Source organism: Marinobacterium aestuarii (genome assembly GCF_001651805.1).
Taxonomy (GTDB): Bacteria; Pseudomonadota; Gammaproteobacteria; order Pseudomonadales; family Balneatricaceae; genus Marinobacterium_A; species Marinobacterium_A aestuarii.
Genome location: NZ_CP015839.1, coordinates 2524777 through 2542753 on the forward strand (window position 1 = coordinate 2524777; position 17977 = coordinate 2542753).

17 protein-coding genes are annotated in these 17977 nt (G+C 58.1%); 11 read left to right on the top strand and 6 right to left on the bottom strand.

The annotated features are described in order from the left end of the window. Positions 1 to 8: 8 nt before the first annotated feature. From A8C75_RS11095 to zwf, 4 genes are all read right to left on the bottom strand, one after another. Positions 9 to 1010: an ABC transporter substrate-binding protein gene (locus A8C75_RS11095; protein ID WP_067382040.1), complete on the bottom strand. Its 1002-nt coding sequence runs from the start codon at positions 1008 to 1010 to the stop codon at positions 9 to 11. A gap of 284 nt (positions 1011 to 1294) precedes the next feature. Further along, positions 1295 to 1942, bottom strand: a complete 648-nt coding sequence (locus A8C75_RS11100) for a bifunctional 4-hydroxy-2-oxoglutarate aldolase/2-dehydro-3-deoxy-phosphogluconate aldolase (RefSeq protein ID WP_084783988.1) — start codon at positions 1940 to 1942, stop codon at positions 1295 to 1297. 40 nt (positions 1943 to 1982) lie between these two features. Beyond that, positions 1983 to 2699, bottom strand: coding sequence for a 6-phosphogluconolactonase (gene pgl / locus A8C75_RS11105; RefSeq protein ID WP_067382047.1), 717 nt, complete (start codon positions 2697 to 2699; stop codon positions 1983 to 1985). Then, positions 2686 to 4155 carry a glucose-6-phosphate dehydrogenase gene (gene zwf / locus A8C75_RS11110; RefSeq protein WP_067382050.1) on the bottom strand — a complete coding sequence of 490 codons (1470 nt, stop codon included), beginning with the start codon at positions 4153 to 4155 and terminating at the stop codon, positions 2686 to 2688. Before zwf ends, pgl begins: the two co-directional genes overlap by 14 nt. Positions 4156 to 4379: 224 nt before the next feature. Here zwf and A8C75_RS11115 point away from each other — a divergent pair, with 224 nt between their 5' ends. The 8 genes from A8C75_RS11115 (at position 4380) to mgrA (ending at position 13438) form a co-directional block, all read left to right on the top strand. Beyond that, positions 4380 to 5240, top strand: a complete 861-nt coding sequence (locus A8C75_RS11115; protein ID WP_067382053.1) for a MurR/RpiR family transcriptional regulator — start codon at positions 4380 to 4382, stop codon at positions 5238 to 5240. 26 nt (positions 5241 to 5266) lie between these two features. Continuing rightward, positions 5267 to 6010 carry a response regulator gene (locus A8C75_RS11120; RefSeq protein WP_067382055.1) on the top strand — a complete coding sequence of 248 codons (744 nt, stop codon included), beginning with the start codon at positions 5267 to 5269 and terminating at the stop codon, positions 6008 to 6010. Positions 6011 to 6084: 74 nt separating this feature from the next. Continuing rightward, positions 6085 to 7548, top strand: coding sequence for an ATP-binding protein (locus A8C75_RS11125; RefSeq protein ID WP_067382059.1), 1464 nt, complete (start codon positions 6085 to 6087; stop codon positions 7546 to 7548). Positions 7549 to 7765: 217 nt separating this feature from the next. Further along, entirely contained in the window at positions 7766 to 9013 is a 1248-nt protein-coding gene (locus A8C75_RS11130; protein ID WP_067382062.1) for an ABC transporter substrate-binding protein, read from the top strand. 68 nt (positions 9014 to 9081) lie between these two features. Beyond that, complete coding sequence (locus A8C75_RS11135; protein WP_067382065.1) at positions 9082 to 10017, top strand: carbohydrate ABC transporter permease; 936 nt, start codon at positions 9082 to 9084, stop codon at positions 10015 to 10017. Next, positions 10010 to 10882, top strand: a complete 873-nt coding sequence (locus tag A8C75_RS11140) for a carbohydrate ABC transporter permease (RefSeq protein ID WP_067382068.1) — start codon at positions 10010 to 10012, stop codon at positions 10880 to 10882. The genes A8C75_RS11135 and A8C75_RS11140 overlap by 8 nt, the downstream gene beginning before the upstream one ends. 21 nt (positions 10883 to 10903) lie before the next feature. Next, positions 10904 to 12022 carry an ABC transporter ATP-binding protein gene (locus A8C75_RS11145; RefSeq protein WP_067382071.1) on the top strand — a complete coding sequence of 373 codons (1119 nt, stop codon included), beginning with the start codon at positions 10904 to 10906 and terminating at the stop codon, positions 12020 to 12022. 387 nt (positions 12023 to 12409) lie between these two features. Then, entirely contained in the window at positions 12410 to 13438 is a 1029-nt protein-coding gene (mgrA, locus tag A8C75_RS11150; protein ID WP_067382075.1) for an L-glyceraldehyde 3-phosphate reductase, read from the top strand. Between the two features lie 151 nt (positions 13439 to 13589). Here mgrA and A8C75_RS11155 read toward each other — a convergent pair whose 3' ends face one another. Together A8C75_RS11155 and fucP are read right to left on the bottom strand one after the other, a co-directional pair. After that, positions 13590 to 14201: a PRC-barrel domain-containing protein gene (locus A8C75_RS11155; protein WP_084783990.1), complete on the bottom strand. Its 612-nt coding sequence runs from the start codon at positions 14199 to 14201 to the stop codon at positions 13590 to 13592. 589 nt (positions 14202 to 14790) lie between these two features. After that, positions 14791 to 16149, bottom strand: a complete 1359-nt coding sequence (gene fucP / locus A8C75_RS11160) for an L-fucose:H+ symporter permease (RefSeq protein WP_227819891.1) — start codon at positions 16147 to 16149, stop codon at positions 14791 to 14793. 160 nt (positions 16150 to 16309) lie between these two features. Between fucP and A8C75_RS11165 the strand changes: the two genes are divergently transcribed. From A8C75_RS11165 to gloA2, 3 genes are read left to right on the top strand one after another with little or no spacing between them, the layout of a single operon-like run. Beyond that, positions 16310 to 16657: a DUF4144 family protein gene (locus A8C75_RS11165; protein ID WP_067382082.1), complete on the top strand. Its 348-nt coding sequence runs from the start codon at positions 16310 to 16312 to the stop codon at positions 16655 to 16657. A 57-nt stretch (positions 16658 to 16714) separates the two neighbouring features. Next, positions 16715 to 17464, top strand: a complete 750-nt coding sequence (locus tag A8C75_RS11170) for a metal-dependent hydrolase (protein WP_084783992.1) — start codon at positions 16715 to 16717, stop codon at positions 17462 to 17464. 42 nt (positions 17465 to 17506) lie between these two features. Then, positions 17507 to 17956: an SMU1112c/YaeR family gloxylase I-like metalloprotein gene (gloA2, locus tag A8C75_RS11175; RefSeq protein ID WP_193788195.1), complete on the top strand. Its 450-nt coding sequence runs from the start codon at positions 17507 to 17509 to the stop codon at positions 17954 to 17956. The last annotated feature ends 21 nt before the right edge of the window (positions 17957 to 17977 follow it).

The window sequence follows — 17977 nt, forward strand, 5'->3', positions numbered from 1 at the left end:
GGTGAAACTTACAGGTCTTGTGCTTCAGGAGTTATCTGTCGCAAAAAACGGTTATCCAGCATGGACCGGAAATCCGGCAAGGGCTGTGGTTCTATTGCGCCGCTGCTCTGTGCCCAGCGTGCGGCGCTGTCGAGCCCGATCAGCAATGACTGGCCAAGGCCAAGGCGAAAGTTGTAGTCGGGCCAGACCCACTCAATAAATGCCGGTTCCAGCTGCAGCTGGCGCTGGATAATGATCTTGGCGCCGGCCGGGTCGCGCTCAATGAAGTCCGCCGCCTGATTCAGGGCCCGCAGTGTGGCGACGATTTCATTCGGGTGCCGTGCAAGGGTGTCGTTCAGCGCCAGCAGGTTGAAGCTGGTCGAATGCAAGCCCTTGGTGGGCAGCAATACCGCCTTCTCGCCCAGGGCCTGCATCACCTGGTAGCCATAGGGTTCCCACAGTGACAGTGCCTGGGTCTCGCCGCTTTCCAGTAGTTCCAGGGTCATGTTTTCGGGCGAGGTTTCCCGCATATTCAGGGTGGTGGTATCGATCCCGTGCATCAGTGCAACATTGTGCAAAAAATATTCACTGGACGAGTGGGGGGTAACGGCGACGCCGGCGCCAGTCAGGTCGTAGGGGCTGCGAAGCGTACTGTCTGCCGTGGTGATGAGCTTGATATCGTTGTCGGACGACACAAAGGAGGCGATGACTGAAAAATTGCGGCTATTGAAACTGTTGAACATGACGACCGACTCGGAGCTGGTTGCCAAATCTGCCCCGCCGCTGGCCATCAGATCGAAACTGCGAATGCCGCCGATCACTTCGCGCAACTCTATATCCAGGCCCTGGTCGCGAAAGTAGCCCTGTGCCGCTGCAATATAAATCGGGGCTGACAGTGGGGTGCGGGAGACGGCGATGGAAAGCTGCGGCAGCTGTGTCGGACGTGAAAGTATGCCAAGGGCAAGGGCAAGACTTAGCAGGCTCAGGATGAGCAGACCTGCGGAAACGGGAGACCAGTTACTCTTTATCATTGCGTGGTGACATCCTGTTCCCACGGTTAAGGGCAAATTTCTTCTTCTAAATGCTTTAACGGAAAATGGCGAAACGGCCTTGGACGCTAGATTCCGTAATCCGTGAGTATCACAAGAGCATAGATTATCGGCCAGGGCTTGGATAGTGGCGCTGCAAGGGAGACCGCAGCAGCGGGCTTGGCATCTGAGTGCACAGAGAGAAAAGGCGCCGGGCGGAATACGCGCGGCGCCTCTCATTTTAGCTCGACTCAGCGTGCAGGCAGCACCGCTGTTTTGCAGGGCGCTTAGCCGCGCAGACGGCTTACGGTGTCTCTGGCGATATCACGAATGCCTTTCCAGTCGCCTTTGGCGATCAGGTCGGCCGGCGTCAGCCAGGAGCCGCCGACGCACATGACGTTGCCAAGGGCGAGGAACTCAGGTGCGGTTTCCAGGCGAATGCCGCCGGTGGGGCAAAAGCGCACATCGGGGAAGGGGCCGCCATAGGCTTTCAGTGCCGGAGTACCGCCTGCCACTGTGGCGGGGAAAAATTTGAAGCGCTGGTAGCCGCGCTGCAGGCCTTCCATCATTTCGGATACGGTCTGAATGCCGGGCAGCAACGGGATGCTGCTGGCAACGCCGGTATCCAGCAATTCGCAGGTGGAGCCTGGCGTCACGATAAAAGAGGCACCGGCATCACAGGCCTGCTGGTACTGGGCCGGGGTGGCGATGGTGCCGGCGCCGATCTTGGCTTCCGGCAGGCGTTCGGCCAGTAGCTGGATGGACGCGAGAGCCACTTCAGTGCGCAGGGTGATTTCCAGCACCGGCAGGCCACCTTCGAGCAGGGCTTCGGCGATGGGCAGCGCTTCTTCAAGCGTGTTGAAGGTCAGCACCGGAATAACCGGCGCCAGGGCGCAGATAGCATCAATCTGTGCGGTGATTTTGGGAGAAAGCATCGTGTGAGTCATCATTGATCCTGTATTTCGGCGACTGGCCTCAAGGGCTCCAGTAAATGGTCAGGGGCTGGCGCAGGAATAACCGTATCGGCATGATGCGGATGTCGTCGTCCAGTAATGCTTGCTGCAAGGTTTCGAGCTTGTCGGCGCCTTTCAGGTGGAGAATGCGTTCGCGGCTGGCCAGCAGCCGTTTGGCGCTGAGGGTCATGCGTGCGTGCGGCGCGCTGGTCGGGGTCACGGCGGCGCAGGGCGCGTCTGTCTCGAGTGCGTACTCAAGCTCGTCGGCACAGGGGAACAGCGAGGCGGTATGGCCATCGTTGCCCATGCCCAGCACGACCATGTCCAGCTCCGTCGGCAGGCTTGCCAGGCGCTCTGCGCAGTCGGCCTCGGCTTCATAAGCGCTTTTGTCCGCCTGCCACAGACTGATAAAGCGGGCCTGCTTTGCCTGGTGCTGTAACAGATGGCGCTGGATAAGGCCTGCATTGCTGTCGGCCTGATCGGTGGACAGCCAGCGGTCATCCGCCAGGGTTACCCTGATCGAAGACCAGGGCAGGGCGCTCTGGCTCAGGCGCTGAAACAGGGGCAGGGGTGTGCGTCCGCCGGACAGCGCTATGGCTGCCTCGCCACGGGTCTTTACCGCCTCGCTCAGGCTCTGGCTGATATGCTGTGCCAGGGCGTCGGTCAGCTGCTCAGGCGTGTCAAAACGCAGCAGTTTGACCTGTTGCGGCAGCAGGGCTGTGATATCACTTTTGCTCATGCCACTTCCTGCCATCGCCGTTCATCATGGAATAGGAGGCTTCAGGCCCCCAGCTGCCGGCGGCATAGGGCAGGGGGTCGCCCTTGTCGCTCCAGTTGGCCAGGATCTGGTCGCACCAGGTCCAGGCATGTTCGATTTCATCGCGCCGCACGAACAGGTACTGATTGCCCTGGATGACTTCCAGCAGCAAACGCTCATAGGCGTCGGGGACGCGATCCATGTCAAACGCCTTGGCAAAGCTGACCTGCAGCGGTGCCTGGCGCAGCTGCATGCCCTTGCCCAGCCCCTGATCCTTGGTGGCGATGTGCAGGGAGATGCCTTCGTCCGGCTGCAGCTTGATGGTGAGCAGGTTTTCCGCCAGTGCGCGCTGTTCCGGGTCAAATATGTAATGCGGTTGCTGCTTGAAATGTATGGTGATCTGCGAGAGTTTTTCCGGCAGACGCTTGCCGGTGCGCAGATAGAAAGGTACGCCAGCCCAGCGCCAGTTGCGCACTTCGGCCTTGATGGCGACAAAGGATTCGGTGTTGCTGCTGGTGTTGGCGTCCGGCTCTTCGAGGTAGCCGGGCACCGCCTTGCCTTCCACTTCGCCGGCGCAGTACTGGCCGCGAATGACGTGGCTGTCGCGGATATCGTCGGTGATCGGTCGCAGGGAGCGCAGCACCTTTACCTTCTCATCGCGAATGGCATCGGCGGTCAGGTCAGACGGCGGATCCATGGCGACCAGGCAGAGCAGTTGCAGCAGGTGGTTCTGTACCATGTCCCGCAGCTGGCCGTATTTGTCGAAGTAGCCCCAGCGCCCTTCGATACCGACCTTCTCGGCCACTGTGATCTCGACGTGGGAGATGTGGTTCTGATTCCACTGGGTGCCGAAGAGGTTGTTGGCAAAGCGCAGTGCGATCAGGTTCTGTACGGTTTCCTTGCCCAGATAGTGGTCGATGCGATAGATCTGGGATTCGGCAAAATACTCGGCGACATCCGCATTGACCTGGTGCGACGAGGCGAGGCTGTGGCCGATGGGCTTCTCCAGCACCACGCGACACTCTTTATCAAGGCAGTCGGCGTCGTGCAGGTTCTTGCTGATCATGCCGTAGATGGACGCGGCGGTGGAGTAATAGAATACCCGCGCGCGATCCGGCTTTTCATCCAGCAGGGTTTTCAGGCTTGCATAGCCCAGGGCGGCGCCAAAGTCGAAGTTGAGGAACTGCAGCTTGGCCAGAAAGGCCGCAACGGTCGCCGTATCCAGATCCTGCTCGGATACGAAGCGGCGCAGGTTTGCTTCGCTGGTGGCTGCACTGGCGGCAGGTTCAGAGCCCCGGGCCAGACCGATAATGCGGGTGTCGGCGGGCAACAAGCCTGCGCGATCCAGCTGATAGAGTGCCGGCAGCAGTTTGCGCTGGGTCAGATCTCCCAGAGCACCAAAGAACAGGATGTCGCAGGGAGTGTCGCTGATAGACATGTGTCTCGACCTGTTTGTAGTTATTCAACGAATATGTGGTGATCCTATCGGGGCTAAAATGCCTAGTCAACTGGTTATTTTGTAAAACTTACCAAAATAAAGCGTTATTACGCCATCACAACACCCTTTGTATGCACGTCTGGAAGGTTGGCAGGCTATCAAGGGGACGCTATAGTGGGCGCCTGAGTAAAATGTAGATAATTTACCAACTATCAGAGTCTGCCATGAACACGAACAGTGTTAATCTTCTCGAGCAGATTCGCCAGCGCCTCGACAGCCTTAACAAGTCTGAACACAAGGTGGCGACGGTGATTCTGCGTGATCCCCAAACGGCTACCCGGCTGAGTATTACCGCTCTGGCCCAGGCGTCGGGTGTTAGTGAACCTACGGTCAATCGCTTCTGTCGTGGTTTCGACAACCGCGGTTACCCGGACTTCAAGATCCAGCTTGCCCAGAGCCTGGCGGTGGGAATGCCCTATGTCTCCCGCAGTGTAGAGCAGGACGACTCGACCGAAGACTATACCGACAAGATTTTCTCCTCGACCATAGCCGCGCTGGACAGCGCTCGCCAGGGCTTTGATTCGGCACTGGTCACCCGGGCGGTGGATTATCTGAGCCAGGCCAAGCAGGTGGCGTTTTTTGGTCTGGGGGCATCGGGCCCGGTGGCCATGGATGCTCAGCACAAGTTCTTCCGCCTCAATATTCCGGTCATGGCCTATGATGATGTGCTGATGCAGCGCATGGTGGCGGCCGGTGCCAACACCGGTGATGTCGTGGTGGTGATTTCCTACACCGGGCGCACCCGCGAGCTGGTGGATATTGCCCGCCTGGCGCGCGAAAGCGGCGCCACTGTGATCGGTATTACCAGTGAGGGTTCACAGCTGGCGGCGGAATGCACCCTGCTGCTGGCGGTGCGCAGCTACGAAGATACCGACATCTATATGCCCATGACGTCGCGCATCATTCAGCTGACACTGCTGGATGTGCTGGCCACGGGTGTCACCTTGCGCCGGGGTGTGGATTTCCAGCGTTATCTGAAGAAAATCAAGGACAGTCTGATGCCTACCCGGTATCCGCAGGATTAATCGAGCACGGCAGACACAGAATAAAAATGACTCAAAGTAAACCGATCTATGTGGTCGATGACGATGCAGCGATTCGCTCGCTGCTGCGCAGCTATCTGGAGCGTAACCAGTTCGCGGTGAAAACCGCGGCCGATGGCGAAAGCCTGCTGCGCGAACTCAAGGCCGGCGCCCCGGCGGCGCTGGTGGTGCTGGATATCATGTTGCCGGGGGATGACGGCTTCGAAATCTGTCGCAAGCTGCGCACCTTTTCCAAGGTGCCGGTCATTATGCTGACGGCCAACTCCGATGAGATGGACCGTATCGTCGGACTGGAAATCGGTGCCGATGACTATCTGGCCAAACCTTTTAATCCGCGGGAACTGCTGGCGCGCATCAAGGCCATATTACGGCGTAGCGATGCCCCGGCAGAGACGCCGCAGAAGCTGTCATCTGCGCGTTATCTGCGCTTTGCCGACTTTGAGCTGGACTCGGCGACCCGTGCGCTCTGCACCTTAAGCGGCGAGTCGCTGCTGTTGTCGGGGGCTGAGTACGATCTTCTGCGCCTGCTGGTGGATCACGCCGGTGAAGTCCTGAGTCGCGATCTGATCGCCGAGCAGACTAGGGGCCGGGACAACCTGCCGATGGATCGTTTTATCGATGTGCAGATCAGCCGGCTGCGACAGCGCCTGCAGGATGATGCCCGCTCGCCCCAGCTGATCAAGACGGTACGCGGCCAGGGTTATGTACTGGCGGCGACAGTGGCGGCCACCGATGAGTCGGTACGGCAATAACGCCTTGCCAGTGGTTGCAGAGGCTACCCATGTATCCGCGGCGGTAGCCGGCTGAACCACGAAGGAGGGGGCACATGATCAGGTCATTGAAAACAGTGCTGCGCCGCTGGCCGCGTTCGCTCTCGAGTCGAATTCTTCTGGTGCTGGGCTTGGGTGTGCTGCTGGCGCAACTGGTCTCCAGTGCTATCTGGTTGACGCAGTGGCGTGCCGATACCGAGCAGAATGTACAGGAAATGTCGCGTCACATGGCCTTCAGGGTCGCGGCCACGGTGCAGTTTTTTACCGAGCTGCCCGTTGCCTATCGCCATCTGATTCTGGATCAGCTGCGGGACATGGGCGGTACACGGTTTTTTGTCACACTCAATCGGGAAGAAATTCGGGTCAATGATCTGCCTGACTCGCCGCTTAAAACCCGGGTCGTGCAGCAGTTTCGTGATGTGCTCGAAGGCCAGCTCGGTGTGACCGACGGCCTGAAAATTGCTTTTTCCCGCCCCTCCGATTTGCATGTGATAAAAAACGATATTTTGTTGCGCGACCTGCCCGAACGCTGGGGCAGTCAGACGTTGCTGATGGGTTCCAGGGATGCGCCTATTCTGGTGATTCAGATTCCCATTGCGCCTGAGCAATGGCTCTACCTTGCGACCCTGATGCCAGACCCGGATTTTCTGGAAGCAAGCAGTCCGCTTTCCCGGGAGCGGCTGATTTCGCTGCTGGTGTCCCTGGGCGTTATGTTGCTGTTCGGGGTCTGGATTGTGCGCTCGCTGACCCGCCCGCTGCGCAGGCTGGCGCAGGCGGCGGAAAGCTTTGGTCAGGGGGAGGCCCTTGCCTTGCCTGAAACGGGCAGCCGCGAGCTGGAAACCACGGCACGGGCCTTTAATGCCATGCAGCTGCGCATCCAGCGCTACCTGGATGACCGCGAAAGGCTGTTTGCATCCATCTCCCACGATCTTAAAACGCCCATTACCCGGCTGCGGCTGCGGGCCGAATTGCTGGATGACGATGTTACGCGCGATGCATTCTGCCACGACCTGGAAGACCTCGACATGCTGGTCAAGGGGGCGCTGCAAAGCGTCAAGGATACGGATATTCACGAAAATCGGGTTGAGGTGGACCTGTACCGCATGCTCTGTTACATGCGCGACGGTGCCGCATTGGCCGGCAAGGTCGTCACGCTGGACGGCGAGCAGCGCGAGCCTTTCCTTGGCAAGCCGTTGGCGCTGCGCCGCTGTGTCGGCAATCTGGTGGACAATGCACTTTATTACGGCGGCCGCGCCGATATTCAGATTAGCGACAGTCCTCAGATGCTGGAGATACGGGTGTGCGATCGCGGCCCCGGCATTCCCATCGCTCAGCAGGAACGCGTATTCGCCCCCTATACACGGCTGCTGGCGAATCAGGCGCTGGACCCGGCAGCCCATTCCTCCATGGGACTTGGGTTGTCGATAGCGCGCAATATTGCCCGTGCCCATGGGGGAGACATCGTGCTTGCCAATCGCGACGAGGGCGGCCTTGAGGCGCGACTGGCCCTGCCGCGCTAGACAAAACCCTGCGTGAACCTTGTTTGCGGTGACAGTTCTCCGTTGCCCGGTCTGGCCGTGCCTGGCGCTCTGTTCGTATCCGGTTTGCTTTGTTGCACTTTGTTACAATTCCTTGCGTAAGGTTACCCCTTTCCTGGTGGCGCTTTGTTAATTTAGATACATCCGGTTCAGGGCCGCAACAGCCCCCGGTCATAACAATAATTCAGGAAACAAAGTAATGAAGACATTCAAGACCTGCCTTACCAGCATTGCCCTGTCCATCGCCTGTGCCACAGCCTCTGCCGGTGAAGTTGAAGTGCTGCACTACTGGACCTCGGGCGGTGAAGCTGCGGCCGTGAACGTACTCAAACAGGAAATGGAGAGTGCCGGCCATACCTGGACCGACTTCGCCGTTGCCGGTGGTGGTGGCGAGTCCGCCATGACCGTACTGAAGTCCCGCGCCATTTCCGGCAATCCCCCATCTGCGGCCCAGATCAAGGGCCTGGACATTCAGGAGTGGGGTGAACTCGGTTTCCTGACGTCGCTGGATGATGTTGCCGCCGCCGGCAACTGGGATTCGCTGCTGCCGCCTGTGGTCAGCGATGTGATGAAGTACGACGGTCACTATGTTGCTGTGCCGGTCAATGTGCACCGCGTTAACTGGCTCTGGGCCAACCCTGAAGCTTTCAAAAAAGCCGGTGTTGACATTCCAACCACCTGGGAAGAGATGATTGCCTCGGGCCCGAAACTCAAGGCTGCGAGTATCATTCCGCTGGCCCACGGTGGCCAGGCCTGGCAGGACGCGACCACCTTTGAAGCCATTGCTCTGGCGGAAGGTGCAGACTTCTACCGCAAGGCCTTCGTGGAACATGACGAAGCGACCCTGAAGGGCCCAACCATGGTTAAGGTCCTCACTACTTTCAAACAGTTGCGTGACCTTATAGATGCTGATTCCAGCGGTCGTGACTGGAACGTGGCCACCTCCATGGTGATCAATGGTCAGGCGGCCATGCAGATCATGGGTGACTGGGCCAAGGGCGAATTCACCGCTGCCGGCAAGAAACCGGGCACCGATTATGTCTGCGTAGCCGCACCTGGCACCGCCGGCATGTTTACCTTCAACATCGACAGCCTGGCGATGTTTACCCAGTCCGATGACAGCCGCGCCCAGGCGCAGAAAGATCTGGCCGCCATGGTCATGGATCCCAAGTTCCAGGAAACCTTCAACCTGAACAAGGGCTCCATTCCTGCGCGTCAGGGTATGGACCCTACGCCCTTTGATGCCTGCGCACTGGCATCCATGGATGACTTCACCCTCAGCGCCGAGAAGGGCACCCTGGTGCCGAGCATGGCCCACGGCATGTCCACCAGCTCCCGCGTACAGGGCGCTATCTATGATGTTGTGACCAACTACTTCAACGCCAGTGATATCACCGCTGAACAGGCGGCCGAGAAACTGGCCCGCGCTGTAAACGCCAGTCTGTGACAGGTGGCGGCCGCCGATCCTGCTTGGGATCGGTGGCCGCATTGAGCCACTCTCTACCGGTACCCCTTATGAATCCCAAATCCCTCTCACTGCCCGAAACCGGGACGGTGCGACCCGTTACGCTTCGACTGCAGGACAGGTTGGCGGCCCAGTTGCCCAAGCTGGTGTTGGCACCGACCGTTATCGTTACCCTGGTAGCCGTGTATGGCTACATGATCTGGACCGGGCTGCTGTCTCTCACCAGCTCGCGCATCCTGCCGGTATGGAAGTTCATCGGCACCGCCCAGTACAGCAAGCTGCTGGAAAATGACCGCTGGGGCGTCGCGGTTGAAAACCTGATCATCTTTGGTGGTCTCTTTATTCTGATCTGTCTGGTGCTGGGTGTGCTTATGGCCATACTGCTGGACCAGAAGATCCGCGCCGAAGGTGTGCTGCGTACCATTTACCTTTATCCCATGGCGATTTCATTCATCGTTACCGGTACTGCCTGGAAATGGCTGCTCAATCCGGGTCTGGGATTACAGAAAACCATTCGCGACTGGGGTTTTGAAAGCTTTACCTTCGACTGGCTGGTGAATCCCGACATGGTGATCTACTGCCTGGTGATAGCGGCCGTTTGGCAGTCGTCTGGCTTTGTAATGGCACTCTTCCTGGCCGGCCTGCGCGGTGTGGATCAGGAGATGGTCAAGGCGGCCCAGCTCGATGGCGCCAGCATGCCCATGATCTACAGGCGCATTATTTTGCCCTGCCTGAAACCGGTGTTCTTCAGTGCCTTTGTGATTCTGTCCCATATTGCCATCAAGAGCTTTGACCTGGTGGCTGCACTCACAGGCGGTGGCCCTGGCTATTCCTCGGATCTGCCGGCGACCTTCATGTACCAGCACGCTTTCACCCGAGGCCAGATGGGCCTGGGTGCGGCCAGCGCCATGCTGATGCTCGGCGGTGTGCTCGCCATACTGGTGCCTTATCTGTATTCCGAACTGAGGAGCAAGAAAAATGGTTAAGCCTCAGCAAACACTGACGCAACAGCTGCTGCGTTACGGTCTCTACGGGATTCTAACGGTGGCCGCACTGGTTTATCTGCTGCCCCTGTGGGTCATGCTGCTGACCTCGCTTAAGGATGTGGAAGAAATTCGCAGCGGTACCCTGTTGTCTCTGCCCGGCAGCATCAACTTTGATGCCTGGGGCAAGGCCTGGAGTGGCGCCTGCACCGGCAGCACCTGTGAGGGCATAGCGCCGTTTTTCGTCAACTCTTTCAAGATCGTAATACCGGCGGTACTGATTTCCACCCTGATCGGCGCCCTTAACGGCTATGTGCTGTCGTTGTGGAAGTTCCGTGGCAGCGAGCTGCTGTTCGGCGCCATGCTGGTGGGCTGCTTTATTCCGTTTCAGGTCATACTGCTGCCCATGGCACGCATGTTGGCGACCCTCGGGCTGGCCAATACCACTACCGGGCTGGTGGCGGTGCATGTGACCTACGGTGTGGCCTTTACGACCCTGTTTTTCCGCAACTTCTATGTGGGGCTGCCGAAGGAACTGATCGCGGCGGCGCGCCTTGATGGCGCCGGATTTTTCTTTATCTTCCGCCGTGTGGTGCTGCCGCTGTCGACGCCTATTATTGTCGTCTGCGTAATCTGGCAGTTCACCCAGATCTGGAACGACTTCCTGTTTGGTGTGGTGTTCTCCGGCTCTGATACGCAGCCGGTAACCGTGGCGCTGAACAACCTGGTCAATACCAGCTTTGGTGGCAAGGAATATAACGTGGATATGGCGGCGGCCCTGATGGCTGCGTTGCCAACCCTGCTGGTGTATGTACTGGCAGGCAAATACTTTGTACGCGGTCTGACCGCCGGCGCCGTAAAAGGCTGAAACAATAAGAGGTTTATTCCCATGGCGAGTTTAACCATTGATAACGTTACCAAGGCATACGGTCAGACGCAGGTGCTCAAGGGCATCAACATTGCGATCGAAAAGGGCGAGTTTCTGATCCTGGTGGGGCCCTCAGGTTGCGGCAAGTCCACCCTGATGAACAGCATTGCGGGTCTGGAAGATGTTTCAGGTGGTCGCATCCTGATCGGTGATGCCGACATTACCGAGGCCGCGCCCAAGGATAGGGATATTGCGATGGTGTTCCAGTCCTACGCGCTCTATCCCAATATGTCGGTGCGTGAAAACATCGCCTTTGGCCTGGAGATCCGCAAGGTGCCCAAGCTTGAGCGCGAGAAGGAAGTACAGCGCGTGGCCAGCCTGCTGCAGATCGAGCCGCTGCTGGATCGCAAGCCCGGCCAGCTGTCCGGCGGACAGCGTCAGCGTGTCGCCATGGGCCGTGCCCTGGCGCGTCGCCCCAAGCTCTATCTGTTCGATGAGCCACTGTCGAACCTTGATGCCAAGCTGCGCGTTGAAATGCGCACCGAGATCAAGAAGCTGCACCAGCGCCTGGGCACCACCATTGTGTACGTGACCCACGACCAGATCGAAGCCATGACCCTGGCGGATCGCATTGCGGTTATGCGTGGCGGTGAGCTGCTGCAACTCGGCACGCCGCAGGAAATCTACGACAACCCGGAAAATCAGTTTGTGGCAGGCTTTATGGGCTCGCCGGCGATGAATTTTGTTCCCTGCACCCTGGTGGCCAGTGACCGGGGTCTGGGCGTCGAGATCACCGACGGGGAGGGTAATCCGTCCTGGCTGCCGGTACCCAACCCTGAGCGCCTCAGTGCCTATGTCGGCAAGCAGGTGATCCTGGGTCTGCGGCCTGAAATGGTTACCGATCCGGTGCCCCACAAGGCCGACGATGCCATGGTGCAGCATGTACCAATGAAGGTGCTGGTGACCGAGCCCACCGGCGCCGATACCATGCTGGTGTCCGAGGTCAATGGCGTTGAAATTAACTGCCGCATTAACCCCGGCTACAGCACGCCTGTGGGCCAGGTGGTGCCGCTGATGTTCGACATGAGCAAGGTGGTGTTCTTCGATCCAACCACTGAAGAACGTATCGACCGCGCCTAATCACGGCGTGGTACAGGTTGAACATAAGTTCAGAAGAGTGCGCAGCCCTGGGAGGCTGTCCGAGAATACAGGCCGTAGCGAGAGCCGGCTGACTTGAGTTGATTTTTTGCGGTGTTTTAAGGCGAATAGTGGTTCTATTCTACGAAAAACAGCACAAAAAACAGCCAAACTCAGGTGGTTCGCAGTAGGCTAAGTATTGTCGGGCAGTCTCCTTTGTGCTGCGCACTTGTGTCTGGTAGGCAGAGCCTGTTTAATCGCTTGGTTACCGCTAACATCCGCCTGTTGCATGGGCTTGTCGTTTTAGCTTGAAGCACTGGTGGTGACACAGGGCGGCATGTATGAGCCTCAATAGGCTGTCGAAGTGAAGCATCAAAGGGATAGAGACCGATGAGTTACACGCCATCCAGCGAGCGCTATGCGCAGATGAAGTACAACCGCACCGGGCGCAGTGGCCTCAAGTTGCCCGCGCTCTCCCTCGGCCTCTGGCAGAACTTTGGCGAGAATGCGCCAATGGACCGGGCGCGGGATATCTGTTGCACGGCCTTTGATCTGGGCATCACCCATTTTGATCTGGCCAACAACTATGGTCCGCCCCCGGGGTCAGCCGAAACTTTTTTCGGACAGTTGCTGAAAACCGATTTTGCCGGTTATCGCGACGAGATGGTTATCTCCACCAAGGCGGGCTATCGCATGTGGCCGGGGCCTTATGGTGAGTTCGGCAGCCGCAAGTCGCTGTTGTCGAGCCTGGATCAGAGCCTGGGTCGTTTGGGGGTGGATTACGTTGATATTTTCTATTCGCACCGCTTCGACCCCGAAACGCCGCTGGAAGAAACCATGGGTGCGCTCGACAGCGCCGTGCGTCAGGGCAAGGCGCTCTACGCCGGTATATCGTCCTACAGCGCGGCCCGCACCCGGGAAGCGGCGGCGATACTGCGAGAGCTGGGGACGCCCTGCCTGATTCACCAGCCGAGCTACTCGATGCTCAATCGCTGGATCGAAGACGACAGCCTGCTGGATACGCTCGATGATCTGGGGGCGGGCGCCATTGTCTTTTCACCCCTGGCCCAGGGCATGCTGACCGACAAGTACCTCAACGGGGTGCCGTCCGACAGCCGTGCCAACCAGGGTAGCTCCCTGAATCCAGGCCTGCTGTCTGATGACAATCTGGCGCGTATTCGTGGCCTCAACGCGATAGCCGGGCGTCGTGGCCAGACTCTGGCGCAGATGGCGATCGCCTGGGTGCTGCGCAATGACCGTGTGACTTCAGCCCTGATCGGTGCCAGTCGGCCGCAGCAGGTGATCGACAGTGTTGCAGCACTTGCAAAGCCCGATTTCAGCGCTGAAGAACTGGCTGACATTGATCGCTTTGCTACCGAGGGCGGCATCAACCTGTGGGCCAAGTCGTCTAACGACTAAACCGCTGGTCTCATACGCAGTTGCGTACGGGTGCTAGCCGCTGATGTAAACGCAAAATGCGGGGCCTTGGAGCCCCGCATTTTGCGTTTAGGATTGCTGTGTACTGCTGCATTCTTGGTGGTGCTTGAGATCGCGCTAGTTGATTGTTGAATTACTCGGGCGCCATGCGCTTTGGGGGGCTTGCGTCCATGGCTGGATCTGCCGGTACGGGTTCAACAGCTTCGAATTCACTGATGGGCTTGTCAGATGGTTCGAGTGCTACATAGGCTTGCGGGATGTAGTCCTCACGGGCCTTTAGTTCTTCGCTGGAGGCATGAATTTCCAGGTAGTGCTGATCTGAAAGTTCAAGTGTATCGATGGGGACTGCTATTTCCTTGGCGCCAAAACCGAGCAGGCCACCGGACGCAATCACTGCCTCGATGGTTTCATTGTGCCGACTGCGCACAACCTGCTTGATCTTGCCGACTTCGTTACCCAGCGGATCAACCACCGTCATATTTGTTAGCTGATCGGGTGAAAGTGCGAAGATGGTGTTTTCGGTGGTTGTGGTGAGCGGATCCTTGTCCCCCATTTGTGGCATTTCGGTGCGCTCTGCATCCGACTCCGGCATGGGGATCGTTGTTGCCGTCGGGTCGGCGGGTACCTCCAGGCTAGCGGGTGGATTGGTGGCCGGGGATTCTGGTGTTTGTGCCGCTGGCACGGGTAACGCGATCAGGGCCGTGATGGTGGCAACCAGTAGCCTGTGAGTGCATGGATTTTTCATAAATGCCTCCTGCCGTGTGGCTTGAGTTCATGGGGCTTGTGGCGCCAGGTGTCGCAAAGTCCCAGTGTTGTCGCTCTCGGTATCATGCTGATTTCATGCCAGAGCTTCGAGGCAGGGGTGATCTGTTGCCCTCAGTTATGAGTATAAGTGCGAGTATTTAAACGATATATTGGTGTGTTTTTTAAGTTTTTAACGGCTAACCCAGAAAGAAGATAGCCCTCAGTCGGGTATCGCCATGTTGATTATCGTCCGGGTGTTTGGCTTAGGCAGGACCCTGCCTATTGACGGGAATAGGTTGTGAAATTATGCAAGTTATTAATTTTAAAGGTGTTTAAGGGCTGCTTAGTTTGCCGCCCTAGTTATTGTGCTGCGGCCTCAGCTTTGTAGTCAGATCGCGACACTCGAAAAGCGTTATTTTTCAGTCGTTTGGGCAATACAGAAGGTTTATTGGCTCTCATCGGCGACGTTTTTTACAGAGACTGAGGTTGATCGATACGCAATGGCGGGCATGGATCCACGGCTGGATACAAAAAACCCGACCGTTTAGGCCGGGTGTTGTCATGGGTGAGAGCTTTCGCAATAGTGCAACTTAGCGCGTTGCGGGGGCCAGCAGACCGATGCTGCGCTCGGCATTTTTGATATCGAACAGGCCGTAGCGGCCAACCACCAGGAAGCACAGCGCCGGTACGATAAAAGACAGCGCGCTGCCGTAGCTATCGATAATAGCGCCCTGGGCCAGTGGCAGAATGGCACCGCCAAGAATGGCCATCACCAAGCCTGCGGCACCAAACTTGGTGTCCTCGCCCAGGCCTTCAAGGGCGACGCCGTAAATGGTGGGGAACATCAGTGACAGGCAGCCGGAAATGGCTACCAGCGCCCAAACGCCGTAAATATTAGGGCTCATGATCATAAACAGACAGAGTGCAGCGGCCAGTACCGACAGGCCTGCGAGCAGGGCGCTGGCGCGGACATAGCCCATCAGCCAGGTCATGGCAAAGCGGGCGAGCAGAAACAGAATCAGGCTGTATTGCAGGAAATCGCCGCCGCGTACTTCATCCACCGACAGTGCATCCATGACGTACTGGATGGTAAAGGTCCAGACGCAGGTCTGGGCGCCGACATTGAAAAACTGTGCAATCACGCCGAAACGGTAATGACGGTTAGCCAGCAGGCGTCCCAGGGTCGCGCGAAAATGCACCTCACGGCTATGGGCGACCACCTTTTCACGGGCCGGGCGAATACGCAGCATGGCCACGGCTATCCAGATCAGTACCAGTACGCAGGCCATGCCGACATAGGGCAGCATGACGGCGTTGAGTTCCGTTGTCTGAACGGCCTGAAGCTCTGCGGCTGACATGAGCGCGCGTTCCTGCGCTGTGGCCGGATTGAGCTGGGTCAGGATCAGCGCAGCCCCCAGAAAGACTCCTATGTTGCAACCCACAGGGTTAAACGCCTGGGCAAGGTTCAGCCGCCGGGTCGCATTCTCGACCGGCCCCATGGCAATGACAAAGGGGTTGGCGGAGGTTTCGAGTATCGACAGCCCTGCTGCCAGGATAAAAAGGGCAGCAAGAAAATAGCCATAGGCCATCGACTGGCTGGCGGGGTAGAACATGAAGGCGCCGAGTGCTGCGAACCCCAGCCCGGTCAGAACCCCTGTCTTGTAGGAAAAGCGCCGGTTGATAAAGGCCGCTGGCAGTGCCAGGCAGAAGTAGGCACCGTAGTAGGCGAATTGCACCAGGGCGGATTGAAGCGAGCTCATGGTGAAGATCTTGCTGAACACCTTGACCAGCGGATCCGTCATGTTGGCGGCCACGCCCCAGGCGGCGAAGCAGGTGGTGAGCAGAATAAAGGGCAGAATCATGTCCCGAAAGACCAGCGGTGTTTTCTTGTTCATAAGCGCCTTGTCACTAAAGCGTCCGCAGGACGGCAGTTGGGTTTCAGCCGACATTGGGCCACGGCAAGATCAACCTGAAATGAACGGCACGGGGCTACTTTGTAATTTTTGTAATCTGGCTGCTGTGTCATCAGGGCACGATAGCCGCGTCAGCAGCAGGCAGATTTCAGCCGGCCTGCTACTATGAGCGCTCTGGCATTCAGGGAGGCACGCCATGACAACAGATAACATTCTTTTTCCCGCGCTGGTGCAGCATCAGGACGATGCTGAGTTGAGCTTTATCGCAAGCCCGGAGGATTGGGCCAGATGTGCGCTGGAAGCTCATTTTTACCGCGGCGTTCAACCCGGTGATCGGCTGATCGACAGCCAGGGACGCGTCTACTGGCTGTGCTGCGCAGGCGCTGTGGTAAAGGTAGAGCGCAGCGATGAGCTGTTGTCGCTGCCCCAGGTGCTGGCGCTGGTGCGCGGCCATGCGGCGCTGCAGAACAATTGCTGTGCCGGCAAGCTAGGGGCCCGGGATTTTAGTGAAGCGATACATCTTGTAGCGCACTTAACTGATTGATAAAAAATGATTCCTGTAACACACTTTGCCTGACTCAAAGTATTCATACAGGACATCATGGCTGACTTTAAAACCCATACACTCGTGGCCACCGTCATCAGCGGCGGGCTGGGTATCGCGGCGCTGGCTAGCGGCATGGCGACGCCTTCAGAGGCATTTTGCTATTGGTTGGCGGGTACCCTGGGGGGCTTGCTGCCGGATATTGATTCCGATGAATCCCTGGCGCTGCGCATCGTCTTTCGGCTCTTCGGTGCCCTGGTGGCGGCTTTGCTGGCGTTTTACTGGATGACGACGCTGCCGGTCTGGCAGGTTGTGCTGTTGTCCGCTGTTAGCTATTTGCTGGTGCGTTTTGTGCTGTTATGGATGTTTGCCCGCATTACCGTTCACCGTGGCCTGCTGCACAGCCTGCTGGCCAATCTGCTGTTTGGCGTTATCGCCGTCTTGCTGTCGTACCATCTGTTTGCGCTGGACGTACGACTGGCCTGGGGCATCGGCGGTTTTGTGGTCATGGGCGCCACTGTGCATCTGTTGCTGGATGAAATCTACAGCGTGGATTTATCCGGTATGCGCATTAAGCGCTCTTTTGGCACGGCACTGAAACTCACCGACTGGCAACAACCCGGCCTGTCGCTGCTGATGCTGCTGTGCAGCCTGGGCGGTTTCTGGTTGAGTCCTGGGGCCAGCACCTGGCTGCAGGGACTGGATCTTGCGTTGCCGGGCCTGGCGGTGCCGGCGATGGATGTGCAGAGCTTGCAGGAGTTGATGGCCTGGCTGCGTCGAGGGTGGCAGGGACTGCGCGCGGCCTGATGCCCTGGTTGTTGTCGGAATTTCAAAAAACAGGATAGATGCATGACAGAGACTCGGGTGGCAGGCCTCAATAAGAAAACAGACCAGGCGTCTATTGGCCTGATGGGTATTCACCATGTGGCGATCATCAGCCAGGATTATGCCCGCTCACGCCGCTTCTATGTTGATCTGCTGGGGCTTGAGGTCATCGATGAAAACTACCGAGCCGCGCGGGACTCCTACAAGCTGGATTTGCGATTGCCCTGCGGCGCACGCATCGAGTTGTTTTCCTTCACGGATGCGCCACCAAGGCCCAGTTACCCCGAAGCCCAGGGCCTGCGTCATCTGGCCTTTGCCGTGGCGGATATCGAAGCTGCGGTGGCCTACCTTGAGTCTCACCAGGTGGCGGTGGAACCCATCCGGGTGGATGAATACAGCGGCCAGCGCTTCACCTTCTTCAGTGATCCGGATGCGCTGCCGCTGGAACTGTACCAAGTGACGGCTGGCGTCTGAGCGGCGGGAATCGCGAGGATA

Bases quoted from the DNA above. Each gene is read 5' to 3' on its own strand.
- A8C75_RS11095 (WP_067382040.1), bottom strand. From the start codon at position 1,010: ATGATAAAGAGTAACTGGTCTCCCGTTTCCGCAGGTCTGCTCATCCTG.
- A8C75_RS11125 (WP_067382059.1), top strand. From the start codon at position 6,085: ATGATCAGGTCATTGAAAACAGTGCTGCGCCGCTGGCCGCGTTCGCTC.
- A8C75_RS11145 (WP_067382071.1), top strand. From the start codon at position 10,904: ATGGCGAGTTTAACCATTGATAACGTTACCAAGGCATACGGTCAGACG.
- A8C75_RS11120 (WP_067382055.1), top strand. From the start codon at position 5,267: ATGACTCAAAGTAAACCGATCTATGTGGTCGATGACGATGCAGCGATT.
- gloA2 (WP_193788195.1), top strand. From the start codon at position 17,507: ATGACAGAGACTCGGGTGGCAGGCCTCAATAAGAAAACAGACCAGGCG.
- A8C75_RS11155 (WP_084783990.1), bottom strand. From the start codon at position 14,201: ATGAAAAATCCATGCACTCACAGGCTACTGGTTGCCACCATCACGGCC.
- A8C75_RS11140 (WP_067382068.1), top strand. From the start codon at position 10,010: ATGGTTAAGCCTCAGCAAACACTGACGCAACAGCTGCTGCGTTACGGT.
- mgrA (WP_067382075.1), top strand. From the start codon at position 12,410: ATGAGTTACACGCCATCCAGCGAGCGCTATGCGCAGATGAAGTACAAC.
- fucP (WP_227819891.1), bottom strand. From the start codon at position 16,149: ATGTCGGCTGAAACCCAACTGCCGTCCTGCGGACGCTTTAGTGACAAG.
- A8C75_RS11170 (WP_084783992.1), top strand. From the start codon at position 16,715: ATGGCTGACTTTAAAACCCATACACTCGTGGCCACCGTCATCAGCGGC.
- A8C75_RS11135 (WP_067382065.1), top strand. From the start codon at position 9,082: ATGAATCCCAAATCCCTCTCACTGCCCGAAACCGGGACGGTGCGACCC.
- zwf (WP_067382050.1), bottom strand. From the start codon at position 4,155: ATGTCTATCAGCGACACTCCCTGCGACATCCTGTTCTTTGGTGCTCTG.
- A8C75_RS11100 (WP_084783988.1), bottom strand. From the start codon at position 1,942: ATGCTTTCTCCCAAAATCACCGCACAGATTGATGCTATCTGCGCCCTG.
- A8C75_RS11130 (WP_067382062.1), top strand. From the start codon at position 7,766: ATGAAGACATTCAAGACCTGCCTTACCAGCATTGCCCTGTCCATCGCC.
- pgl (WP_067382047.1), bottom strand. From the start codon at position 2,699: ATGAGCAAAAGTGATATCACAGCCCTGCTGCCGCAACAGGTCAAACTG.
- A8C75_RS11115 (WP_067382053.1), top strand. From the start codon at position 4,380: ATGAACACGAACAGTGTTAATCTTCTCGAGCAGATTCGCCAGCGCCTC.
- A8C75_RS11165 (WP_067382082.1), top strand. From the start codon at position 16,310: ATGACAACAGATAACATTCTTTTTCCCGCGCTGGTGCAGCATCAGGAC.